This window comes from Umezawaea sp. Da 62-37, assembly GCF_032460545.1.
GTDB lineage: Bacteria > Actinomycetota > Actinomycetes > Mycobacteriales > Pseudonocardiaceae > Umezawaea.
Genome location: NZ_CP135965.1, coordinates 11,725,209 through 11,743,057 on the forward strand (window position 1 = coordinate 11,725,209; position 17,849 = coordinate 11,743,057).

General features: G+C 65.9%; 22 protein-coding genes and 1 pseudogene. 12 read left to right on the forward strand and 11 right to left on the reverse strand.

The genetic code is table 11. From position 1 onward, the window contains the following. The first annotated feature begins 2 nt into the window (after positions 1-2). The gene (locus RM788_RS52475) at positions 3-257 is read left to right on the forward strand and encodes a hypothetical protein (RefSeq protein WP_315929326.1); all 255 of its coding nucleotides are present in this window, start codon (positions 3-5) and stop codon (positions 255-257) included. A 316-nt stretch (positions 258-573) separates the two neighbouring features. Here RM788_RS52475 and RM788_RS52480 read toward each other — a convergent pair whose 3' ends face one another. After that, positions 574-903: a SpoIIE family protein phosphatase gene (locus tag RM788_RS52480; protein WP_315929327.1), complete on the reverse strand. Its 330-nt coding sequence runs from the start codon at positions 901-903 to the stop codon at positions 574-576. 39 nt (positions 904-942) lie between these two features. Next, positions 943-1,299 carry a hypothetical protein gene (locus RM788_RS52485; RefSeq protein WP_315929328.1) on the reverse strand — a complete coding sequence of 119 codons (357 nt, stop codon included), beginning with the start codon at positions 1,297-1,299 and terminating at the stop codon, positions 943-945. 120 nt (positions 1,300-1,419) lie between these two features. Between RM788_RS52485 and RM788_RS52490 the strand changes: the two genes are divergently transcribed. The 3 genes from RM788_RS52490 (at position 1,420) to RM788_RS52500 (ending at position 4,342) form a co-directional block, all read left to right on the forward strand. Then, entirely contained in the window at positions 1,420-2,025 is a 606-nt protein-coding gene (locus RM788_RS52490; protein WP_315929329.1) for a hypothetical protein, read from the forward strand. Between the two features lie 521 nt (positions 2,026-2,546). Beyond that, positions 2,547-2,717, forward strand: a complete 171-nt coding sequence (locus RM788_RS52495; protein ID WP_315929330.1) for a hypothetical protein — start codon at positions 2,547-2,549, stop codon at positions 2,715-2,717. Positions 2,718-3,208: 491 nt separating this feature from the next. Then, positions 3,209-4,342 carry a pentapeptide repeat-containing protein gene (locus tag RM788_RS52500; protein WP_315929331.1) on the forward strand — a complete coding sequence of 378 codons (1,134 nt, stop codon included), beginning with the start codon at positions 3,209-3,211 and terminating at the stop codon, positions 4,340-4,342. A 140-nt stretch (positions 4,343-4,482) separates the two neighbouring features. On the opposite strand, the gene RM788_RS52505 is transcribed toward RM788_RS52500, so the two are convergent. From RM788_RS52505 to RM788_RS52510, 3 genes and pseudogenes are all read right to left on the reverse strand, one after another. Next, entirely contained in the window at positions 4,483-4,710 is a 228-nt protein-coding gene (locus RM788_RS52505; protein WP_315929332.1) for a hypothetical protein, read from the reverse strand. 86 nt (positions 4,711-4,796) lie between these two features. Further along, positions 4,797-4,994: pseudogene (locus RM788_RS53305) on the reverse strand (DUF4158 domain-containing protein); the annotation flags it as partial. Positions 4,995-5,132: 138 nt separating this feature from the next. Beyond that, positions 5,133-6,434 (reverse strand): hypothetical protein, encoded by a 1,302-nt coding sequence (locus RM788_RS52510; protein WP_315929333.1) that lies wholly within the window; start codon positions 6,432-6,434, stop codon positions 5,133-5,135. A 621-nt stretch (positions 6,435-7,055) separates the two neighbouring features. Here RM788_RS52510 and RM788_RS52515 point away from each other — a divergent pair. Both RM788_RS52515 and RM788_RS52520 read left to right on the forward strand, forming a co-directional pair. Next, on the forward strand, positions 7,056-7,352 hold the full coding sequence (locus tag RM788_RS52515) for a hypothetical protein (RefSeq protein WP_315929334.1): 297 nt from the start codon (positions 7,056-7,058) through the stop codon (positions 7,350-7,352). A 279-nt stretch (positions 7,353-7,631) separates the two neighbouring features. Further along, positions 7,632-7,778: a hypothetical protein gene (locus RM788_RS52520; RefSeq protein ID WP_315929335.1), complete on the forward strand. Its 147-nt coding sequence runs from the start codon at positions 7,632-7,634 to the stop codon at positions 7,776-7,778. A gap of 450 nt (positions 7,779-8,228) precedes the next feature. On the opposite strand, the gene RM788_RS52525 is transcribed toward RM788_RS52520, so the two are convergent. After that, a complete protein-coding gene (locus RM788_RS52525; RefSeq protein ID WP_315929336.1) occupies positions 8,229-8,615 on the reverse strand; it encodes a hypothetical protein in 387 nt (128 codons plus the stop codon). A gap of 324 nt (positions 8,616-8,939) precedes the next feature. Here RM788_RS52525 and RM788_RS52530 point away from each other — a divergent pair, with 324 nt between their 5' ends. After that, the gene (locus RM788_RS52530; protein ID WP_315929337.1) at positions 8,940-9,815 is read left to right on the forward strand and encodes a hypothetical protein; all 876 of its coding nucleotides are present in this window, start codon (positions 8,940-8,942) and stop codon (positions 9,813-9,815) included. An 87-nt stretch (positions 9,816-9,902) separates the two neighbouring features. Here the strand turns inward: RM788_RS52530 and RM788_RS52535 are convergent, their stop codons facing one another. After that, the gene (locus RM788_RS52535) at positions 9,903-11,054 is read right to left on the reverse strand and encodes a hypothetical protein (protein WP_315929338.1); all 1,152 of its coding nucleotides are present in this window, start codon (positions 11,052-11,054) and stop codon (positions 9,903-9,905) included. A gap of 168 nt (positions 11,055-11,222) precedes the next feature. Then, positions 11,223-11,420, reverse strand: a complete 198-nt coding sequence (locus RM788_RS52540; protein WP_399342831.1) for a DUF1883 domain-containing protein — start codon at positions 11,418-11,420, stop codon at positions 11,223-11,225. 252 nt (positions 11,421-11,672) lie between these two features. Here RM788_RS52540 and RM788_RS52545 point away from each other — a divergent pair, with 252 nt between their 5' ends. Both RM788_RS52545 and RM788_RS52550 read left to right on the forward strand, forming a co-directional pair. Continuing rightward, positions 11,673-12,143, forward strand: coding sequence for a helix-turn-helix domain-containing protein (locus RM788_RS52545; RefSeq protein ID WP_315929340.1), 471 nt, complete (start codon positions 11,673-11,675; stop codon positions 12,141-12,143). After that, positions 12,032-12,814 (forward strand): IS630 family transposase, encoded by a 783-nt coding sequence (locus RM788_RS52550; protein ID WP_315929341.1) that lies wholly within the window; start codon positions 12,032-12,034, stop codon positions 12,812-12,814. Before RM788_RS52545 ends, RM788_RS52550 begins: the two co-directional genes overlap by 112 nt. Before the next feature lie 97 nt (positions 12,815-12,911). Here the strand turns inward: RM788_RS52550 and RM788_RS52555 are convergent, their stop codons facing one another. Further along, positions 12,912-13,355, reverse strand: coding sequence for a hypothetical protein (locus RM788_RS52555; protein ID WP_315929342.1), 444 nt, complete (start codon positions 13,353-13,355; stop codon positions 12,912-12,914). 581 nt (positions 13,356-13,936) lie between these two features. On the opposite strand from RM788_RS52555, the gene RM788_RS52560 reads away from it, so the two are divergent. Both RM788_RS52560 and RM788_RS52565 read left to right on the forward strand, forming a co-directional pair. Continuing rightward, positions 13,937-14,071, forward strand: coding sequence for a hypothetical protein (locus RM788_RS52560; RefSeq protein ID WP_315929343.1), 135 nt, complete (start codon positions 13,937-13,939; stop codon positions 14,069-14,071). Next, positions 14,072-14,350 (forward strand): hypothetical protein, encoded by a 279-nt coding sequence (locus tag RM788_RS52565; RefSeq protein ID WP_315929344.1) that lies wholly within the window; start codon positions 14,072-14,074, stop codon positions 14,348-14,350. It abuts the gene before it with no gap. 492 nt (positions 14,351-14,842) lie between these two features. Here RM788_RS52565 and RM788_RS52570 read toward each other — a convergent pair whose 3' ends face one another. Further along, a complete protein-coding gene (locus tag RM788_RS52570; protein WP_315929345.1) occupies positions 14,843-14,980 on the reverse strand; it encodes a hypothetical protein in 138 nt (45 codons plus the stop codon). 207 nt (positions 14,981-15,187) lie between these two features. Then, positions 15,188-17,104, reverse strand: coding sequence for a hypothetical protein (locus tag RM788_RS52575; protein ID WP_315929346.1), 1,917 nt, complete (start codon positions 17,102-17,104; stop codon positions 15,188-15,190). 400 nt (positions 17,105-17,504) lie between these two features. Here RM788_RS52575 and RM788_RS52580 point away from each other — a divergent pair, with 400 nt between their 5' ends. Beyond that, positions 17,505-17,765: a hypothetical protein gene (locus RM788_RS52580; protein ID WP_315929347.1), complete on the forward strand. Its 261-nt coding sequence runs from the start codon at positions 17,505-17,507 to the stop codon at positions 17,763-17,765. Positions 17,766-17,849 lie beyond the last annotated feature (84 nt).

Genomic DNA, 17,849 nt, shown 5'->3' on the forward strand with positions numbered 1-17,849 from the left:
CCTTGTACGAGGTCACCACCGACGAGCAGTCCGAACAGCAGGTCGCCGCCCTCCCGCCCGAGGCATTGGCCGCGTTCGCGGAAGTGCGCGCGATGCTCGAGTTGGCCCCGTGGAACGGAACCGCCTACACCAGCGCGAAGCCCGAAAGCCCCATGCGCGCCCTGTCATTCGGCCCCGAGGGCCAAGGCGACGTCGTCTACCTCATCCTGGAGGACCAGCGACGCGTCGATCTGCTGGTCGTGCTCTGGCTGGGCTGAACGCCGGACCCTCTCATCAGTGAGCGTGCCCGGTGGCTCGAAGCCCTCAGGTGACCGCGTACCCACATGATCGACTGCTGGTGACACCCACTTCCGTTGGGGGATCCACTACAGGATCACCTTGGGGATCAGGTTGGGGGTCCGGTTAGAACGCCACCCCCTGGGATCGGGAAACTCCCTGGTCTCAGGCCTGTAAAGGGATCCGTTGGTATCCCAGACTTCCAGGCGCGAATTGCAAAACCGTACGTCGCGGGGGGTAGCTCGGCGGGGCCGGTCACTTTGCAGGTCGACTCTATAGCTTCAATGTTGACCAAATTCAATCCGTCTCGCCCCTGCTGTCCTTCCAGGGCGGGCACAGCACGACCGCAGTGGCATCGTCGCGGTAGCCGGTCTCGTCTTCCTCGCCCGTGGCCACGATGGCGTCGACCAGGGCCTGTGGATCGTGGTGATGGTGCGCGACCAGCGCGGCCAGATCCGGGAGGGGGACGTCGTCGAGGCCGTCGGAGACCAGCAGCACCAGTTCCCCGGCCGGAGCGTGCGACAGCGCCACGGTGGTCGGCGTGGCGCTGGCCAGGCTGAGCCGCACCCAGTTGTCGTGCTGCGGCGCGAGGTCGACGTCGCCGTTCTGCCGGAGGTAGGCGCCCATCGTGTGCGGGTCGGTGCGCCGTCGCAGCGTCGTGCCGTCTCAGCTGTAGGCGTGCGAATCCCCCACCCAGGCCAGCAGCGTCGGGCCGTCCGGTTCCGCGAGCGCCAGCACCGCCACCCCATCCGGGGCGACGCCGACGCCGGGGTCCTCCACGAGCGCGGCGGCCGCGAGCAGACCCGCCAGCGCGCCTCTGGCCGGGCCGATCCGGACCGCCGTCTCGGCGACCAGCCGCATGGTCGCGGCCCCGTCGACGTTGTTGCCGATGCCGTCGACCACTGCGGCCGCGACCAAGCCGCTCGCGGACTCGAAGACCGCGGCCGCGTCCATGTTGAACTCGCGCACCCCTCGCCTGGTCGCCATCGCCACCCGCACCCCGGTGCCCGTGATCTGCTCCATCGTTCGATCATGCCGGGCAGCACCGGTTCAGGGAGAGGCCGGCTCGACTTGCCCGCGGACGTGTGCGATGCCCCACGCGGTGCCACAGGAGTGCCGCATACTGCTGCGGACCGTAAACACGTGATCACCGGAGGTGACGTCATGGGGTTGTCCGGCAACACACCTGGCACAGCGGGAGCACCCGAGCCCGGCGAGCAGGCCGTCCACGAGTTCCTCGACCGCGACCATCCGCGGGCCAGCATCTCCGAGGGCGGTCGGATCGTCATCGAACCGGGCCAGGTACTCGACAACATCGCCCTGGCGATGGAGCGCCTGGACCTCGACATCAACACACCGATCAGCATCGAGGAGGACGTGGTCCCACCCAACGAGCTGCTCACCCTCATCCAGACCCTGGCGTTGGGCCCCACCCTCGCGGTGCACGTCGTCAACACCGCGATGAGGATCATGTCGGTCCGCTACCCCGAGGACCTGGTCCGCTCACCCCTGCCGTCCCAGTACGACCTGCGCAAGATCGTGCCGCTGCCGATGAGCGACCGCGAGCACGCGATCGCCAAGACCCTGTTCAACCGCAGGACCGCCAGCGCCGTCGACCTCACCGAGGACGACATCGCGAAGGACCTGGCACCGCTGCAGGCCAACGACCAGCTACAAGTCTTCGTAGCGCTGTTCTTCATGTACGGCAACAAGATCGGGGCGATGAAGTACACCACCGGCACTGCCTAGAAGCGCACCGGCCCGGTCCGGCGATCCCGTGCCGACCATCCTTACCCGACCTCGGTCGTGCAGGCCTACCGGTAGCGCAGGAGGAAAACCAACGATTGACATATCCGCGCTGGTCATGATGGGTTGCCTCGGTGTTTCTGGGGTGTCGGTTGCCGGATGTGGGCGGCCGCACGGCTGGCCCGCTTCCGGCACGCCGGGCCGCAGTAGATCCGCGGCCGTCCCGTGCCAGCGTCCCGGATCCCCCGGTCGCACCCCAAACCCGCGCAACGCCGAAACCCGCTGCGGCTCGGAGCTGGTCGGCCAGCGTGGCCAGCCTGATCGCCGCGGCGGCCGGATAAGACAGCGAGGCTGCGGCACCTACCGCGGCGGCCAACTGGTCGGCGAGGTCAACCAGAAAACGTAAGGACGGCAGCAAGCGCTCGGACCGTTCCCGGATGCGCCGGGACGTGTTCCAGTCCGGGAACGCAGTGGCCCGCACTCGCTCGGCGATCGGGTAGGACAGAGCCCTCGATCATGGCGGGGTGACCGTTCCCCCTCACGTTGCACTGCGCCGCGTGGCCCGCGCTCACGTCGGGGCCGACCTGTACTGCCCGGACGTGACCCGACTGGAGGTACGCGCTGCGGCGCCCGACCAGATCCGCCGCCGCAACGTCCACACCCTTAACCTGACCGAGCTGGTGGCGAAGTCCTAAACCTCGCCGAGCAAGGCCGGCGTCGAAGAGGCCTCAGCCCACCGCGTTCATCTCCATCCCAAGGGTTCCTGGTGCGAGCACAGTGCCGGGTGCAATTCGACCGCGTCGCCCTTGCGGTAGAGCACGGCAGGTCGACCGGTGCCGCCGGGGCCCGCGCTCTGGTGTCGAGCAGGAGTCCCGGCGCGCTGATGTCCTTGCGGTGGAAGTGGGCCAGATCGGCTCGGCCGCCTCGGCGTCCTACCCCACGGTGTAGTGCCGATGGCCCGCTGCGCGACCGTATGCGCATGGTTGGTTCCGAGGATGTTCCCGTCGCCCCACCCGCATCGAGCCCGGCAGCGCGGCCGCTGTTAGCGCGGTGGACGGTGCCGTTGGGTCGGCGGTTGGCGCCGTTGGGTCGTTGGTTGGTGCGGTGGACGATGCCGTTGATCGCCGTGCTCGTGCTGGTGGTGGTCGTGGTGTCGTCGGTGTTGTTGTGGTCGTGGGTGGACGGCTTGACGTTCGTCGACGCGGACAAGAGGGCCACCGCGCATCTAGACGTGCTGAAGTTGACGGCGTCGATCGCGGTCGGCGGCGGCGGCCTGTTCGCGCTCTACCTCGCGGCGCGGCGTCAGCGCACTCAGGAACTGGAACTGGCGCAGCGGAAAAGCGTCCAGGCCCACGTCGAAGACGAGGCCAAGAGCAACCGGGCGCACGTGGAGACGGTTCAAGCCCTCGCGGCGCAGGTCGCGGATCACAATCGGGAGGACGCGGCCGCGCGGCGGGTGACCGAGTTGTACTCGAAGTCGGTGGAGCAGCTTGGGTCGGATCAGGCCGCGGTGCGATTGGGTGGGTTGTACGCGCTAGAGCGCCTGGCCCAAGACAACCCCGACCAGCGTCGCACTGTGGGACGGGTGCTCTGCGCGTACCTGCGGATGCCGTTCGAGGTGCCGGACGCACCACCGTGGCTGGAGGACGTCGATGGCCTCGGCTACAAGACGCTGCTGGCCGAGTATCGCGAGCGGGTGCAGGAACGCGAGGTGCGGGTCGCCGCTCAGCGTGTGCTGCGCGATCACCTCCTCAAGGGAGACGAAGCCCAGCCGCTGCCCACGTTCTGGGCGGACATTGCCCTCGACCTCCGCGCGACCAGTCTGGTCGACTTCGACCTGGCAAGATGCACCGTGGGTGAAGTTGACTTCCGCTCGGCCACGTTCACCGGCGAAGCCCACTTCGAGGCAGCGATGTTCACCGGTGACGTCGACTTCGTGTCGGCCACGTTCATCGGCGCCGCCCACTTCAAGGAGGCGACGTTCACCAGCGGCGCTGACTTCGTGTCGGCGACGTTCGACAGCACTGTGGACTTCGCGTCGGCGAGGTTCACGAACGGCGTCCTCTTCGGGTTGGCGACCTTCAAGGGCTATGCCCACTTCAAGGCGGCGACGTTCACCAAACTCGCCTTCTTCAAGAGGGCGACGTTCGCCAGCATCGCCTTCTTCAACAAGGCGACGTTCACCGACGCCGCCTCCTTCAAGGGGACGGAGTTCGCCAGCCGCCCGCAATTCACGGCGTCAGTGTTCATCGACGGAGTGCCCCCGGAGGTGAGTGAGTTCGTCTCCGAGCACCGATCGGGTTCCGGGTCATCGAGGTGAGGGCGGCCATGAGCCCACCAACAGGCGCCTATCGCCGCTGGTCCCCGACCGCATCAGCACCTGACGCCCGGTGATGTGTGGGGCCGACACCACCGGGCCGATCGACACCTCGGCCGTGGACGACCGCGTCACGGTGTTCGTTACCGATCATCAACCGGGTCCCGGTCGTCGAGGCCGCGCATGTGCTCGGGCAGCGCCGTGGAGACGACTTCGCCCAGCGCGGCCAACATCGAGCTGACCTGCAGATGCCGAAAGCCGTCGACGGGGGCCAAGTCGACCGGCGTGCCCGAGGGCTGCGGTGTGGAGCCGGTCCAGCGGATCCACCCGTCGGGCCCGAAGATGCTCGGTTCGGGTCTGCGGACGGGCACCTAGCCGGCCAGGTCCACGATTGGGATACCCAACTGCACCGCGACCCGGTTCGCTCTGGCCGCCAGCCCTCATCGACGTCGTCGGGCACGAACCCCAACCACGGCAACGCACACAACTGGATCGCCATCCCGATCCGATTCCCCGATCCCCGCGCCGCGCTCTCCAACCAGGCCCGCTCATCCGAACCGAGGGTGAAGTAGCGGATCAGCTCGTCACGCCCCAACTCCTCCGGCCACGACCGCAACCGCGTGATCTCCGCATCGGAGAAAAACTTCGTGGACACCCCAGCACCGCCCCGTCCTCACATGATCATCGACGGGGCACATCCTGATCAACGCCCTCGACTGCGCCTGATGGGGTGTTGCCCATCGTCAGGGGTGTTCATCGGCGTCAGGAATCGCTATGACCTGGGCGGATGGGGCTAACCGTTGGTTTTTTGGCCTGTGCTATCGGGAGACCAAGGGTCAATGCGCGGCTTGAGGTCCTCGATCGAGATGCCTGGAGGTAGGGCATCGCCAAGCAGTGAAAGCAGAGTCTCCCTGCTGGCAGTGGGATGAGTCCTCCTGTGTGAGGCCAAAATATCTTCACTCAACGCCAACACGCTCAAACGCAACTTCTTATTCTCGTTGACCAGGCTGCTTCGTTCACGCTGAGCCTGGAACTTCGCTGCCTCGGCTTCCCCATGAATCTTTCGGACCATGTCGGCTGCCTTGGATTCTACGTCTCTGCGAAACTCCTCTTGTTCCTCCCAAGCGCGGCCAACTGAGGCGTGGAGTCTATGCACTTCTTGCTCTCGACTTGCCAGATCGGCTTCTCGTTGAGCCCACATGTGGTCGGCTGTCGCGATCTGATTTTCCAATTCATCAACCTTCGCTAACGTCCTGACTAGCTCGCTCGAGACTCCGAAGAGCATGTCTTCGCGGTCTTGGCATTTGGCAAGAAGTTTGTTGATCTTATCCTGTCGCAACTGGAGCTCGGCCGCTGTAAGAGCTTGTGGATCTTGCCCAGATGCAGGCGGGTTCGGATCCATCTCGTTGACTATGTCTTCGGGCCAGAACCTCAGGGCCCAGTCCCGGCCGCCGACCATGAAGGACGTGTAGACCTTCACGGTCTTGTCCTTGCTCCAGGAGGGGCAGACTACCTCTCCCACGTAGCCCGCAGGGGGCTCGGTAAGGCCCATGGCTTCGCAAAACAAGTACGCCGCTTCAGGAAGGTCACTCTCCTTCCCCGCTGACACGAGGACATCGCGCACCTTGTGCCACTCCAGTTTCCCAGGTTCGGCGCCCTTGCCCATGAACTTTCCGCAAGCCGACTGCAGGACACTCTTCGTCTTACCGAAAGACCAGTGTCCTTCCTGCGTCCCCCAGAGAGTTCGAATCTGTTCGATAGTGGTGGTGAGTTGGCCGAACTGGTCCACTGCCCTGGTCATCAGGAACATCGCCATCTTGCGCTCACCGATCGACAGACCGCTTTGGCCATCTGTCTCTCCCGAGGTGAGGCTGTTGACATCGTCCCCGCCTGGGCATTCCACCTCCGCATCCTCTTCATCCGAGGTCTTCCCCATCTTCTCGGTCGTCATGAAGCGGTCGACTATCCGACCTCCGGCCCGCTTCGGGAACTTGTCGGCTGCTGTCAGCCGTGTACGGGAGTCGCTCATCGCGCCATCAGCCTGTTTCCGAGCAGCCACCAGCTGCTTCGCGGTGTGTCTGTCGTCACCCGGCATGATCGCTCCTTGTAGCTGTTCAGCGGGCCAGGGAGAGTTAGATGGTTTCTCCCGTGATCTCTCCCGACCTTCGAACCTTCGTGCGGACCCCAGGGAGAGATCCCGGCAACCCTATGCCGTGCCATCTCTGCCGTTCTCCTGCCATCTCGTAGCCAGGGAAAACCTTGATCCATCAGCTCGACGTTTCTCCCCGGCTGGTTACTCTGCGTGCATCAAGCACGCCTGCCCCATGCGGTCAACTTGGGGAGAGATAAAGAAGCCAATGTAGGTACTCTGAGTGCACAGCAGCGTTGTTGTGACGCCTTGAGGACCTAGAATGTAACCCACAGCCAGAGCGACACGTGTACCCCGATTACTTGGAATGTCACTATCCGTGGTTACATTTGGGGCAGTGGATTCGCCACGCTTACCCCGGATCTCGAGCCAGGACGGGGACGGGCGGCCAGGTTGCACCCTGACCGCCCGCCGCGTGCGAGCCCCCTCGGAAGCCCCGGTTAGGACCATCTAGGTAAGGACTCGCACTGATACCCACCATAGTTTCCAGCGGCCATACAGGTAACCCCAAGATTGCCTTAAATTCACCCTACGATCGGGTGTGGCACTTGGCGGAGGTGGCCAGCGATGTGCGATGAGAAGTGCGACGCCAAGGAACCCAAACGTGAAGATGACTCCGCCGTTGCTGCCACAAGGGCGACCGAGATCAGCACACCCGAAGATGACGAGAACGAACGAGGCTGGGCTCGGTTCTTCGTACTGATCTTCAGCGACGCAGAGCGGTTCAAAAGATTCATGATTTTCCTGCTACTGCTACTTGCGTTCCTTCTGGTCGCTGGTTGGCTGTGGGGCGCTTCTGCGGCAGGTGTCACCGCAGTTGGCGCTGGCCTTCTGCGGTGGGTGAGTAAAAAATTCGGAAGTTGAAGTTGCCCTGCGGCTTGTAGTTGGTTCTGGCTGTGGTGACGTGGCGTGCTTGCGCTGTCACCACAGCCGAGAACAGCGTGGTGCTGCACCCATTACGCTTGCCCAAGGGTGTTGCCGTCGCACCGCTCGAAATCGAAAAATCCTCCCAGGTCGACGTCGATCAGTTGCGCGTTGTCTACCCCTGGGCTAAACGTGCGATGGTGCTGGTGAGGAGCGGATCGTTTGGCGAAATGAGGATTAGCAGGGGTTATAGGCGTCGCCGGAAACACGACGATCACGATGACCGGCAGCATCGGCAACATCACCAATGCCAGTTCCAACGTCCAGAACAACGTCAACACAGGGCTCGACAGCACCGAGGTGCTCAAGTTCGCCAGCGCCCTGCGGCAGACCCTGCCCGTGCTCGGGTTGGACGAGGAAGCCTGACAAGCCGTTGACGCTCAGGCCGAGGAACTGCACCAGGTAGCGAGTGCCGCTACTCCGGACCGGGGCCGGATGCGGACCCAGATCAACAGCATCCTTCAAGCGCTGCAGTCGGCCGGGCAGACCATCGCACTGGAGATGATCATGGATCTGGGAATGCAGGCCATCCAAGCCCTCAGCCGCTGACCACTTCGACCACCTGAACGGCTGACCCAACTCGTGAATCGCCGCCCTTGCGGTACAGAGCGGCCTGTCGACCCGGCCCGCTTGGGGTCCGCGCTCCGGTCTCGACCAGAAAGCCTGGCACGCCGGTGACCTTGCGGTGGAAGTTGCGCGGGTCGACCGGACACGCCCCAGAACGCCTCGACGGCCTCGCGCAACTGCGCGACGGTGAACGTCGGCCCGCACAGGTCCGCTCCACCGTGACGCGTCCCCGCTCGACCGCCGCGTCGATCAGCGACCGGATCGGCTCGGCGGCCGACACGGCCCGTACCGGGATCCACTGCGCCGAGCCGGGCTGGTCGAGGGGCGCGGTCGCGTGCGCCCCAGGACCACGTGGGCGATCGTGACCACCGCGCCACCGTCGGGGCGCCGGTGAGGGCCGACCGTGTCGAGCAGGCTGACCAGCGCGATCCGGTCGAGCAGGTGCGCGTGCTCGGTCAGCACCCGGTCGCGGGTGTCCTGCACCGAGCCGGTCGGGTCCAGCGGGGTGCCGGGCAGACCCAGAGCCGCCGGTCCCCGGTGCGCAGCAGCACCCGCAGCCCGGTGGCGTGCGGCTTGCACCACCAGGTCGACCGATACCCCGGTCGCGGACATGAGGAAGGGCCCAGGGGCTGGCATACCTGGCCAGAACCCTGGGCCCTTCTCGACGGTCTTGGCGTGGCGGGTACCTGCAGCTCCGCTTTGGCACGAGCGACGAGTGCACCGTCGACATCGGGCCCTTGCTGTTCCGTCAGAAGTGACACTAGAGGCCCGCGGGCCGTGTTGTCCAACCCGATCCATGACCGTCCTCAAAGGACTCAACGGGTAAATCTATTTACCCCTACGTTAGCGCCGTGTGTGTGCACCTAGACTCCCTAAGATACCCCTGCGCTAGCGCAGTGCCTTACCCTCGGTCTAGCGCCCCGTAGTATGTAGAACATCGAGTGCTAAGGATAACTGCTGATGACGAGTAAGGGCCCGGTCGCGGCGCTGGCGACGCCAGTTGGGCCGTTCGGTTCGGCGCACGCGGAGTCGGACCAACAACAGGCCTCGCGGGAGTTCGCCGAGCGACTGGGCGCCAAACGCCGCAAGGCCGGAGCGCCGGTACGCACCGCGTTCGTCATCGCCGAAGAGGACCGTGAGCGGCCGCCGATGGCCGAACTGCTCAGCAGCGCCACCGGCGGGGGCGGCGGTCGGGGCGGTCAACTCCGACTCAAGCTCTACCTCTCCCTATTGTGGGTGTGCGCGAAGGAGCCCTACGAGGCGATCCGCCCCGCGCGTGCCTGGGCCGCGCTGCTGGGGCTCGACGACATCGAGAACCGCGGTGCTCGCCGCATCCACAGCGCGATCCACGACCTGGTCGACCGCGACCTGGCCCGTGTTCGTGACCGCGGCGGTCAGGCCAGCGCGGTCAGGCCCTTGAGCGACCGCGGCAACGCCAGGAAGTACGAGCCGCCGTCGGAGACCTACAACCGGTTCAAGCAGAAGGGCGCCGGCGAGCGGGCACTGCAGCCCCACCGCTACTTCCGGCTGCCCTCAGGCCTCTGGACCGCCGGGCACATCGCGGCCCTCAGCGGCCCCGCGCTGGCGATGCTCCTGGTGGTGCGCTGCGAACAGCGCGGCAACGAGAACACTCCGGTGTGGTTCTCCCCGAAGGTCGCCACCGAGCGGTACGGCCTCGCCGAAAGCACCAGGGTTCAAGGTCTTCAGCAGCTCCGCGACCGCGGACTACTCACCACCGAGACCCGCAGCGTCAGCGAGTCCGGCGCCTTCATCGACCAGATCCGCCGCCGCAACGTCCACACCCTCAACCTGACCGAACTGGTGGCGAAGGCCTAACCTGCGGCCACGAACAAGAGCGGCCCAGCCAACCCGTCTGACTGCGTACCCACTTGATCAACTATCGGCGAAAGCGAGCATGTTCGCCTAGTACCACTCCATGCCCTGTTCAGGAGACTTGCGGGGGGCAGGAGGGTCGGGCCAGTCCGGTGCCCAGGGGCGCCACTGGATGCCGTAGCCGTGGGCGGGCCGCGGGTTCGGGAACGACACGTCCACCTCGCCGATCCCGTTGACCTCGATCAGGTCGGTGCCCTCGGCATCGTCGTCGAGGTCGTAGTGGAACGCGCCGTCCACGCGCCACAGCGCCGCAGGCAGTTCATCGACGGGGAATCGCACCACGAGCTGGAACAGATCGCAGCCGCGCTCGGGCCAGAACACATAGAGGGGACGCATCGGCTGTGCCCTGGGCACCCGCACCTCCAGCGCGTACTGGTGCGTCTGCCCGGCCTGCAATGGGCGGGGCAGACGCAAGCGCAACAGGACCCGCCGCAGCGACGGCCGTTCCGTCGGGATCAGCTCCACACCGTGCAGGACCTGTACTTCCAGGTCGCCCGGCGTGCCGTCCTCGGAGGGCTTGGGCATGGTGATGGACCAGGTGACCTCGTCCACGCCGTCGCGTTCGGCGCGGATCGTGCGGCGCTCGGTGCACGAGGGCGTCTCGCCATCCAAGCGCAGCAGCGCGTCGAACTGAACCAACCGCCACCCGTTCTCCGGATCTGTGGCGACGACCGGGGCCAGCGGCTCCACGGCCGTCTCTACGAGCCGGGTCAGGCCCTCCTCGATGCGGCGCCGGATGGTCCGCTTACCCCGATCGTGGAGTCGGGCCAGCCAGTCGACGCGGTCGTTGAGAAACCGTGACTGCGCCTCCTCGTGCAGTCCCAGCGGGGCGAGCACGGCCAGGCGCAGTTCGGTTGGAAACCCGTCGACGACGCTGGTGACCCACCGGCTGAACTTGACGCGGACCTCCTCCGGCCCGTCGGACGGAACGATCCCGCACACCGCGCGCAGCGCGGGACCGACCTGCCGGTCAATTCCGGGCGCTTGCACACCCTGGCCGCGGCACAGCGCTCGCAACTCGTTCATCAGTGACGTGGAATTCGTCGCTGATGACCTCCTGGTGTCGATCGGAACATCGACACCGGAGAGAAGCGGGGGGATGAGGCCTTGAACCTGTTTCGGAAGAGGTTCGGTCAAGGGGTCGGGATTCGACTCGGTGACGGGCTTCTTGATGCCGAACACGACGTTGTCGCTGTAGAGATCGTTCTTGTCGTCAGTGATGGCTCGAGGGCTCTGTATTGGGTTGCGTATGCCTGCGGCGATGAGAGCGGTTCGGCTACGGGCCTCAAGCCATGCCGCGTGCTCGTGATCGGGAATCCGGATGGCACTGGTGAGGTCGTGGTGGGCGGGTCAGTCGATCTCGGTAAACTTGACCTTGATCCGTCGTTCGTTGCCGTCGACGACGAGGTACCAGTGGTCGTCGTAGGGCACTTCCAGGACGAACAGGATGACCTCCTGGAAGCTGCCGTCGTACTCGTACTCGTCGCCGTCGAGGTAGGCCTGGTACTCCTCAGCGTCGAACTGGTGGATCGAGGAGCTGGTCGCCACCGCCAAGGCACGCCCGCGAAGCTCAGCTTCTAGATCGTCAAGCCGGGCATCATCCACCAGGCTGGTACCGCATCACCGAAGGCCCCGTGTGCCGACGTGTCCGTTGCCGTCGGACACGCCAGGCCCCGCATCACCTCGGTGATGCGGGGCCTGGTTGCCAGCGGGCTAGTAGAGCGTCGTGGCTTAGTTATGACGTAACTGGGATACTGGTCTCCGGCAGGCTTTCTCCCCCCGCCGGACAGGACGGCCGCCATGGGCGCACAGAAGAAACATCCGGTCACGCTGACCGAGCGAGATCGTGACGAGTTGATCCGAGTGACCAGGACGGGCGTGCACCCGGCTTCGTCGATCATGCGGGCGCGGGTGCTGCTCGCGTTGGACACCTCGATCGGCGCGGTCGATCCGAAGGAGGCGATCGCGGCACGTCTGGGGGTCTCGGGCGAGACCCTGCGCCTGATCGCCCAACGGTTCGCCGAGACCGGCGGTGACGTGCACGCGACGATCGCACGCAAGAAGCGAGAGTTTCCGCCGGTGGCCTCGGTGGTGACCGGCGAGGTCGAGGCCAGGCTGATCGCACTCGCCTGCTCGACCCCGCCCGCGGGATACGCGCGATGGTCGCTGCGACTGCTGGAGAAACACGTCGCACTCATCGAGGACATCCCGGACCTGGACCACTCCACCATCGGACGGATCCTAAAAAAACGAGGCTGCGTCCTCATCTGAGGAAGTGCTGGACCATCCCACCCAAGGCGAACGCGGCCTTCGCCGCCGCGATGGAGGACGTCCTCTCCGTCTACGCCCGACCCCACGACCCGACCAGACCGGTGGTCTGCATGGACGAGAAGCCCTACCAACTGCTGGGCCACGCCCGCGGCCCGATCCCCGCCACCCCCGGACACGACCTCAAACAGGACAGCGAATACGTCCGCCACGGCACCTGCGCGATCTTCTGCTGGGTCGAACCCTTGCAGGGCTGGCGATACGTGGACGCCCGACCTCGCCGGACCAGGGTCGACTGGGCTCACCAGGTCGAGCGGCTCCTGACCGTGGACTACCCCGAGGCAGAGAAGGTCGTGCTGGTGATGGACAACCTCAACACCCACACCATCGCCTCTCTCTACCAGGCCTTCGACCCGGCGAAGGCGTTCGGATTGGCCCAACGCCTGGAGATCCACCACACCCCCAAACACGGGTCCTGGCTCAACATCGCCGAGATCGAACTATCCGCACTCACCCGCCAATGCCTCACCCGCCGCATCGACGACCTCGACCTACTCAACACCGAACTCGCCGCCTGGCGGCAGGCCACCAACACCGACCAACGTCAGGTCGACTGGCACTTCACCACCGACGACGCCCGCACCCGACTCCGACACCTCTACCCCAAAAGTTAGAAGCGACGGTCTACTAGGAGTCTCTAGAAGCGACCCAAGACGACTAGCACGAGCACGAGCACGAGCAGCACGAAGCAGCCGATCATGCCCAGCAGCCTCAGGGCGCCGCGGCCCGTGACTTGCCCACCGCCGCCGGTCCGTGCAGCAGCACGATCCCGCCCGCGTGGATGGCCCATTCCAGGTCGTCGTCGATGTCGCGGGCGACGTAGGGGGGCAGATCGGAGCCGTCCTCGGAATGGGTGTCGATCGCCGGTTTCACCCGCAAGTCGAACAGCCCCACTTCCGACACCGTCGGCAGCCCGCCGTCGATCAAATGCAGCGCCCGCCCCACCAGCGGATTCACCGTCCACACAGGTTCCTCGGTCGGATTGGGCGGTTGGCCGCGCACCCACCGCGACAACGCGGGTGCCCCCAACGCCAGAGCGGCCACGATCCCCGCGGGCCAGCTCAATCCCTCCAACACGTTGCGCACCGGATCCTCATCAGCCAGCAGCCACGCCGGCAGCCCGAACACGCTCACCGCCCACACCAGCGTGGCCACCGCGCCAACCACCACCGCGATCCGTGGCCATCGGCGAGAACCCACCCCAGCCCCTCCCACATGAGCCCCTTCGCGCGGTGATCACCTTTCATTCTCACTGTCGTACGGGACCCCTTTTTCGCTACCGACACCGGCGGCCGCGATCACACCGTTCGCGGACTCGAGACCGCGGCCGCGTCCATGTTGTGCACCCGCGCCTGCTGGCCATGGTCACGCGCACCCAGGGCCGTGATCTTCTCCATGACCACCTGCCTTGCCCCGAAACCTCGCTACCGGCATCACGTCGGCGTGATGGCAAGGCCGACGACTCCGCCCCGTCGAACCAGCACTCCCGCAACCGGAAGCACTACACCGTGGTCGGCCGTGACCTGCAGCCCCTGCGGGACACCGGGTTCGCTACGATCGCCGCGGCCGCCACGCCGGCCTGACTCCGAGCTGCCACGCTGGCCTGACTCCGAGCCGCCACGCCCACCCACGCGGGCTGGCTGCGCAGAGGACAAGGGGCTTCGTCTCGCGTACCGCGTTCACACCGGCGACCCCTCAGGTGCGACGGCGTGGGGTCGCACCGGCAGGGACCGATCGTGACGGACCACAAGGCCCGCAAAGCCGACGCGCGGGTACTCGCGCAGGCCGAGAACATCTCCTACACCAGCGCGCTACGCCAGGTCACCTCCACCACCGGCACGTCCGGGACCGCCCGGCCCCCGGTATTGTAGGTGTGGACCGAGTACTGGGACGGTCCGTCGTGGGGCGGGGGGCTGCACACCCACGGCGTCACCGTGACCATGACCGGCCGCGCGGACGGCGGCACCGGCGACTGGCTGACCCCGGCGCAGTGGCCCGGCGACCGGACCGACCTGGACCGCGTCTTCCGCCGCGTTCCCAGGCCCGATGGCGGACTTGAACTCGACCACGACCACCTCGACCGGGTGCTGACCGCCGCGTGGCCCGGCGCCCAGGTCACGGTGGAGGAAATCCGACACGGCCCACGATGACGTCGACCAGGACGACGATGACACCGTGGACGACGAGGAGTTCCCGGTGCTGGCCCGGCGGGAGTTCAGCCGTGACTGCGTGGACGACTGCGGCGCGCAGTACTGACCCTCGCCGACCGGATCCTTCCGGTCGGCGACGAGGGCGGCCGAAGCACGAGTAGGTCACTGGTCGTCGCGATCGGGCTGGGCCTTCAGCATGATCGCGCCCTACGGTGAGACCCATGGAGTTGGTGGCGACGGGTGGCGGCGGTCGCGAGTCGGTGGCGTCGTGACCAGCGGCGACAAACACGGGGGACCGGTGTCGTGGTGGCGTAGGGCGTGGTGGTCTCTCGGGGAACTGGTCGAGGTGACACGCCGACCGACACCGTCCCCGGTGCTGTATCTGCGCTGCGGCGACTGCGCACAGGTGGCACCGCGCACCACGATGCGCCGTCACGGCCGACTCGGCGGTCACACGACGCCACCGGAGCACCCGTGCCCACTGTGTGGCGCCTACGCGCCCCGAGTGCTTGGCGACCAGGTCGACGTCGCCGATCCGACCGTGCCGACGGTGACCATGACCTGCGTGGTGCGGTTCGGGTGCGTCCAGTTCTGGAAGCGCTGCCGCACCACGTTCCAAGTCCCGGCCACCGCCGTGTCGGTGATGTGCCCCGCGTGTGGAGAGGATTACCGCGGACCTGCGTCGCTCAATCGACCCTACAGCCCATAAAGCCGGTCAGGTCGCCGGTTGTGGTGATGATGGTGGTCATCGTCGGTCAGTGGTCACCTTGGTGATGCGCTTGTCCGGAAACCGCCCGGCACGGAGTCGGATTCGGCCGCCGCGAACCTGTCGAGAACTTATTTCCTACCTGCGAGTGGACCCCAGTAAAATGCGGCATGACAGTTCCCGCCACTTACGTCGAACGCGGAAATCGTGACCGTGTCCTCCGTTATGCCGTTCATCCCAGTAAAAGTCAGTGCGGACCTCAGGAAGTTCTCGTCGACTGGTTGCATGTCGATATTTTCGACTTTTACCCTGCTTGACTTGAACGACACCTCGACATTGATCCCGGCGCACAGCGGGGTGGCGTACACGTAGCTTCGGATCTTGCTGACAGTCCACGGTGAATCCGGATTGAGCGTGAAGGTGACCTTCCCTCCTTTCCTGTCGTTCAGGTTCCACCTGAAAAAATATCCGGCGTAGCCCGAATTGAATTCTTGTACCTCGACCACGTCCCCGTGGACGTCTTTGATGCTGTGCCTGTTGGGGTAAAGCGTGTGGACACCGGCGGCCGCATCCGGGATAGGATTTTGCGGACTGGCGAGGTCGGGTGTCGGTTTAAGTGGGACTTCGATATTCGGGTTTTCCGACTTGGTCAACGTGGACGACAGCAATACCGTCGACAGTAAAGTCGTCACGATTTTTTTCGTCCTGTTTTTCCTGACAGTGCTCCGAGGGGTTCTCCGTAGTTTCAGGACCTCGACGGGTACCCCTGCGAAGCCGATCGGCGGTGTCGTGGGCGACACGACGTCGATCGACGCCACATCCGGATCACGCGGTCGTCGTCCGCCCGGACCCCGGCTGCCGTCGGGATCTCGCCGCGCCGCCGAGTCGCCGGTGGTGTCGGGGTCGTCGGCCGAGGACTGGACGGCCAGGCGCCCGTGGTCGGGGTTGTCCGGGGACGATCCGGCGTCATCGCCGGAAGGCGGGTTCTCCGCGTTGTCCACCTCGGGGCGGACAATCCCGGACGTCGTGCCAGGCCCCGGCAGGGCCTCCGGCGGGCCACTGTCGGACACGACCGTCACGGGCGGTTCCGCGGACGGGGGCGGGTACGCACCCCCGTCGTCTGAGGTCACACCCTCCTCCGCGGAGGTGTCGGTGAGGTGCCGACGGACCACGGCGCGGTTGTCGCTGCTGGTCTGGAGCATGTCCTCGACGCGGTCGAGGGCGGAGTCGGTCTCGGCGATCATCTGCAGGCCGACCGGGTCCGGATCCTGGGCCCCCTCGGTGTCGACCTGCTTGGCCAGGGGGGCGGTGGAGATGGACTGGGCGTCGTCCAGGCGCGCGGTCAAGGCGAGCAGCAACCGTTTCAGGTCCTCGGCCAGGACGGCGAGCTGGGTGACCTCCTCCCGCGTTCTGGCGAGCTGGTGTTCGGCGCGGACCAGTCGGTCGCCGACCTGTCTGGTCCGTTCGGCGAGGACCGCGGTCGACCCGGTGTCGGACTCCCGTTGCGCCGCCGCCAGGGCGTTGCGCTCGTCGAGGAGCACGCCGTATTGCGCACTCAGGCGTTGTACGGCGTAGACCAGGAACACGGTCAGTTTCTCGAGCTGCTCCTTGTCCCGGCAGGTGCGCAACAGATCGGCCTGGGCGGTGATGAGCTTGTCCTTGAGTTGTCCGATCTCCTCGGACAATCTGCGCTGATCGTTCCGGGATGGGTGTGGGGTGCCGGTGTCTGCTCGGTGCTGCTCCTCATACTTGCCGGCTCTGTGCCTGAGCCGTTCCAGGGTGTCGATGGTGGTTTTCCTGGCGACCGATCCCGGCGTGGTGTTCTGTATCCACAGCTCCAGGAAAACCTTGATCAGGGATGTCGGCAGCAGGCCCCTGCGCATTTGCATCAGTTCCGTGATGCGCTGGGGTGCGACGACATCGGGTTTCGGTACCACTCTGGCTGTCGCGGCACCTTCCGGATCGGTCTCGGCCCACCGCTTCACCACGTCCTTGAGGGTGAAGCCGCCCTCCTCCCGTAATCGGTAGAGCAGTTCGACCAGCTCCACTCCGGCTTGTCCGAAATGGAGTGGCAGGTACTTCTTGTCGACCTGTGGTGGTGCTCCGACCGTTCTCGCAGGTCTGCCCGCCATGTCAGCCCCCATGTGCTTGCCTCACGTGCCGTTGTTGTCCGCCAGGAGTAGCAGGACAACGATCATGCCTGTCGTAATGGAGAGGCGGACGTCGACCCCCGGTGGCCGCCCCCCGACGTCTCCGCACGGCAGATGTGCCGGTGTGACCGCCGGGGGCCACACGGTCAGTGCTCGGGCCGTGTGTCGGGGGTCGTTCTATGTTGCCCACGACAGGGCTGTGAACGCGGCGGGACCCCTGGTCGCCACCAGGGGTCCCGTGTATCGCAGCAGCCCGGTCCGTGATCCCTTACGAGGAAGTCGGAAGAGGTACTGCTTTATGAGCCTACGACCCGGGAACGATGTTTCCGGCCCCGAACAGCCGGAGGGTCAGCCGATCGGCAGGCCTGCGAGCTGGGTGGGCGAGTTGTCCGGCAGACACTTCTGGCGTGGGTATCTGGTGTTCGTCACGGCGTTGACGGCGTTCATCTTGTTCGCCGTGGTGACCGGATCCAACGGGCCGATATGGGCGGGGGTAGTGGTGACCGCCCTCGCAGGCACCGGCGCCGCGGGCGCGGTGGCGAAACGGCGCCGCCGCTGACGGATCGGATCCTTCGACCAGCGTCACGACTCGCCACCCTGGTTCGTTCGGACCGGCGCCCGGCGGGTACCGGCGGCCATGCGA

Coding starts and splice junctions, on each gene's coding strand:
- RM788_RS52580 (WP_315929347.1), top strand. CDS start 17,505: ATGAGCCTACGACCCGGGAACGATGTTTCCGGCCCCGAACAGCCGGAG.
- RM788_RS52485 (WP_315929328.1), bottom strand. CDS start 1,299: ATGGAGCAGATCACGGGCACCGGGGTGCGGGTGGCGATGGCGACCAGG.
- RM788_RS52550 (WP_315929341.1), top strand. CDS start 12,032: ATGGTCGCTGCGACTGCTGGAGAAACACGTCGCACTCATCGAGGACAT.
- RM788_RS52480 (WP_315929327.1), bottom strand. CDS start 903: ATGGGCGCCTACCTCCGGCAGAACGGCGACGTCGACCTCGCGCCGCAG.
- RM788_RS52520 (WP_315929335.1), top strand. CDS start 7,632: ATGACCGGCAGCATCGGCAACATCACCAATGCCAGTTCCAACGTCCAG.
- RM788_RS52530 (WP_315929337.1), top strand. CDS start 8,940: ATGACGAGTAAGGGCCCGGTCGCGGCGCTGGCGACGCCAGTTGGGCCG.
- RM788_RS52545 (WP_315929340.1), top strand. CDS start 11,673: ATGGGCGCACAGAAGAAACATCCGGTCACGCTGACCGAGCGAGATCGT.
- RM788_RS52510 (WP_315929333.1), bottom strand. CDS start 6,434: ATGCCGGGTGACGACAGACACACCGCGAAGCAGCTGGTGGCTGCTCGG.
- RM788_RS52515 (WP_315929334.1), top strand. CDS start 7,056: ATGTGCGATGAGAAGTGCGACGCCAAGGAACCCAAACGTGAAGATGAC.
- RM788_RS52525 (WP_315929336.1), bottom strand. CDS start 8,615: ATGCCAGCCCCTGGGCCCTTCCTCATGTCCGCGACCGGGGTATCGGTC.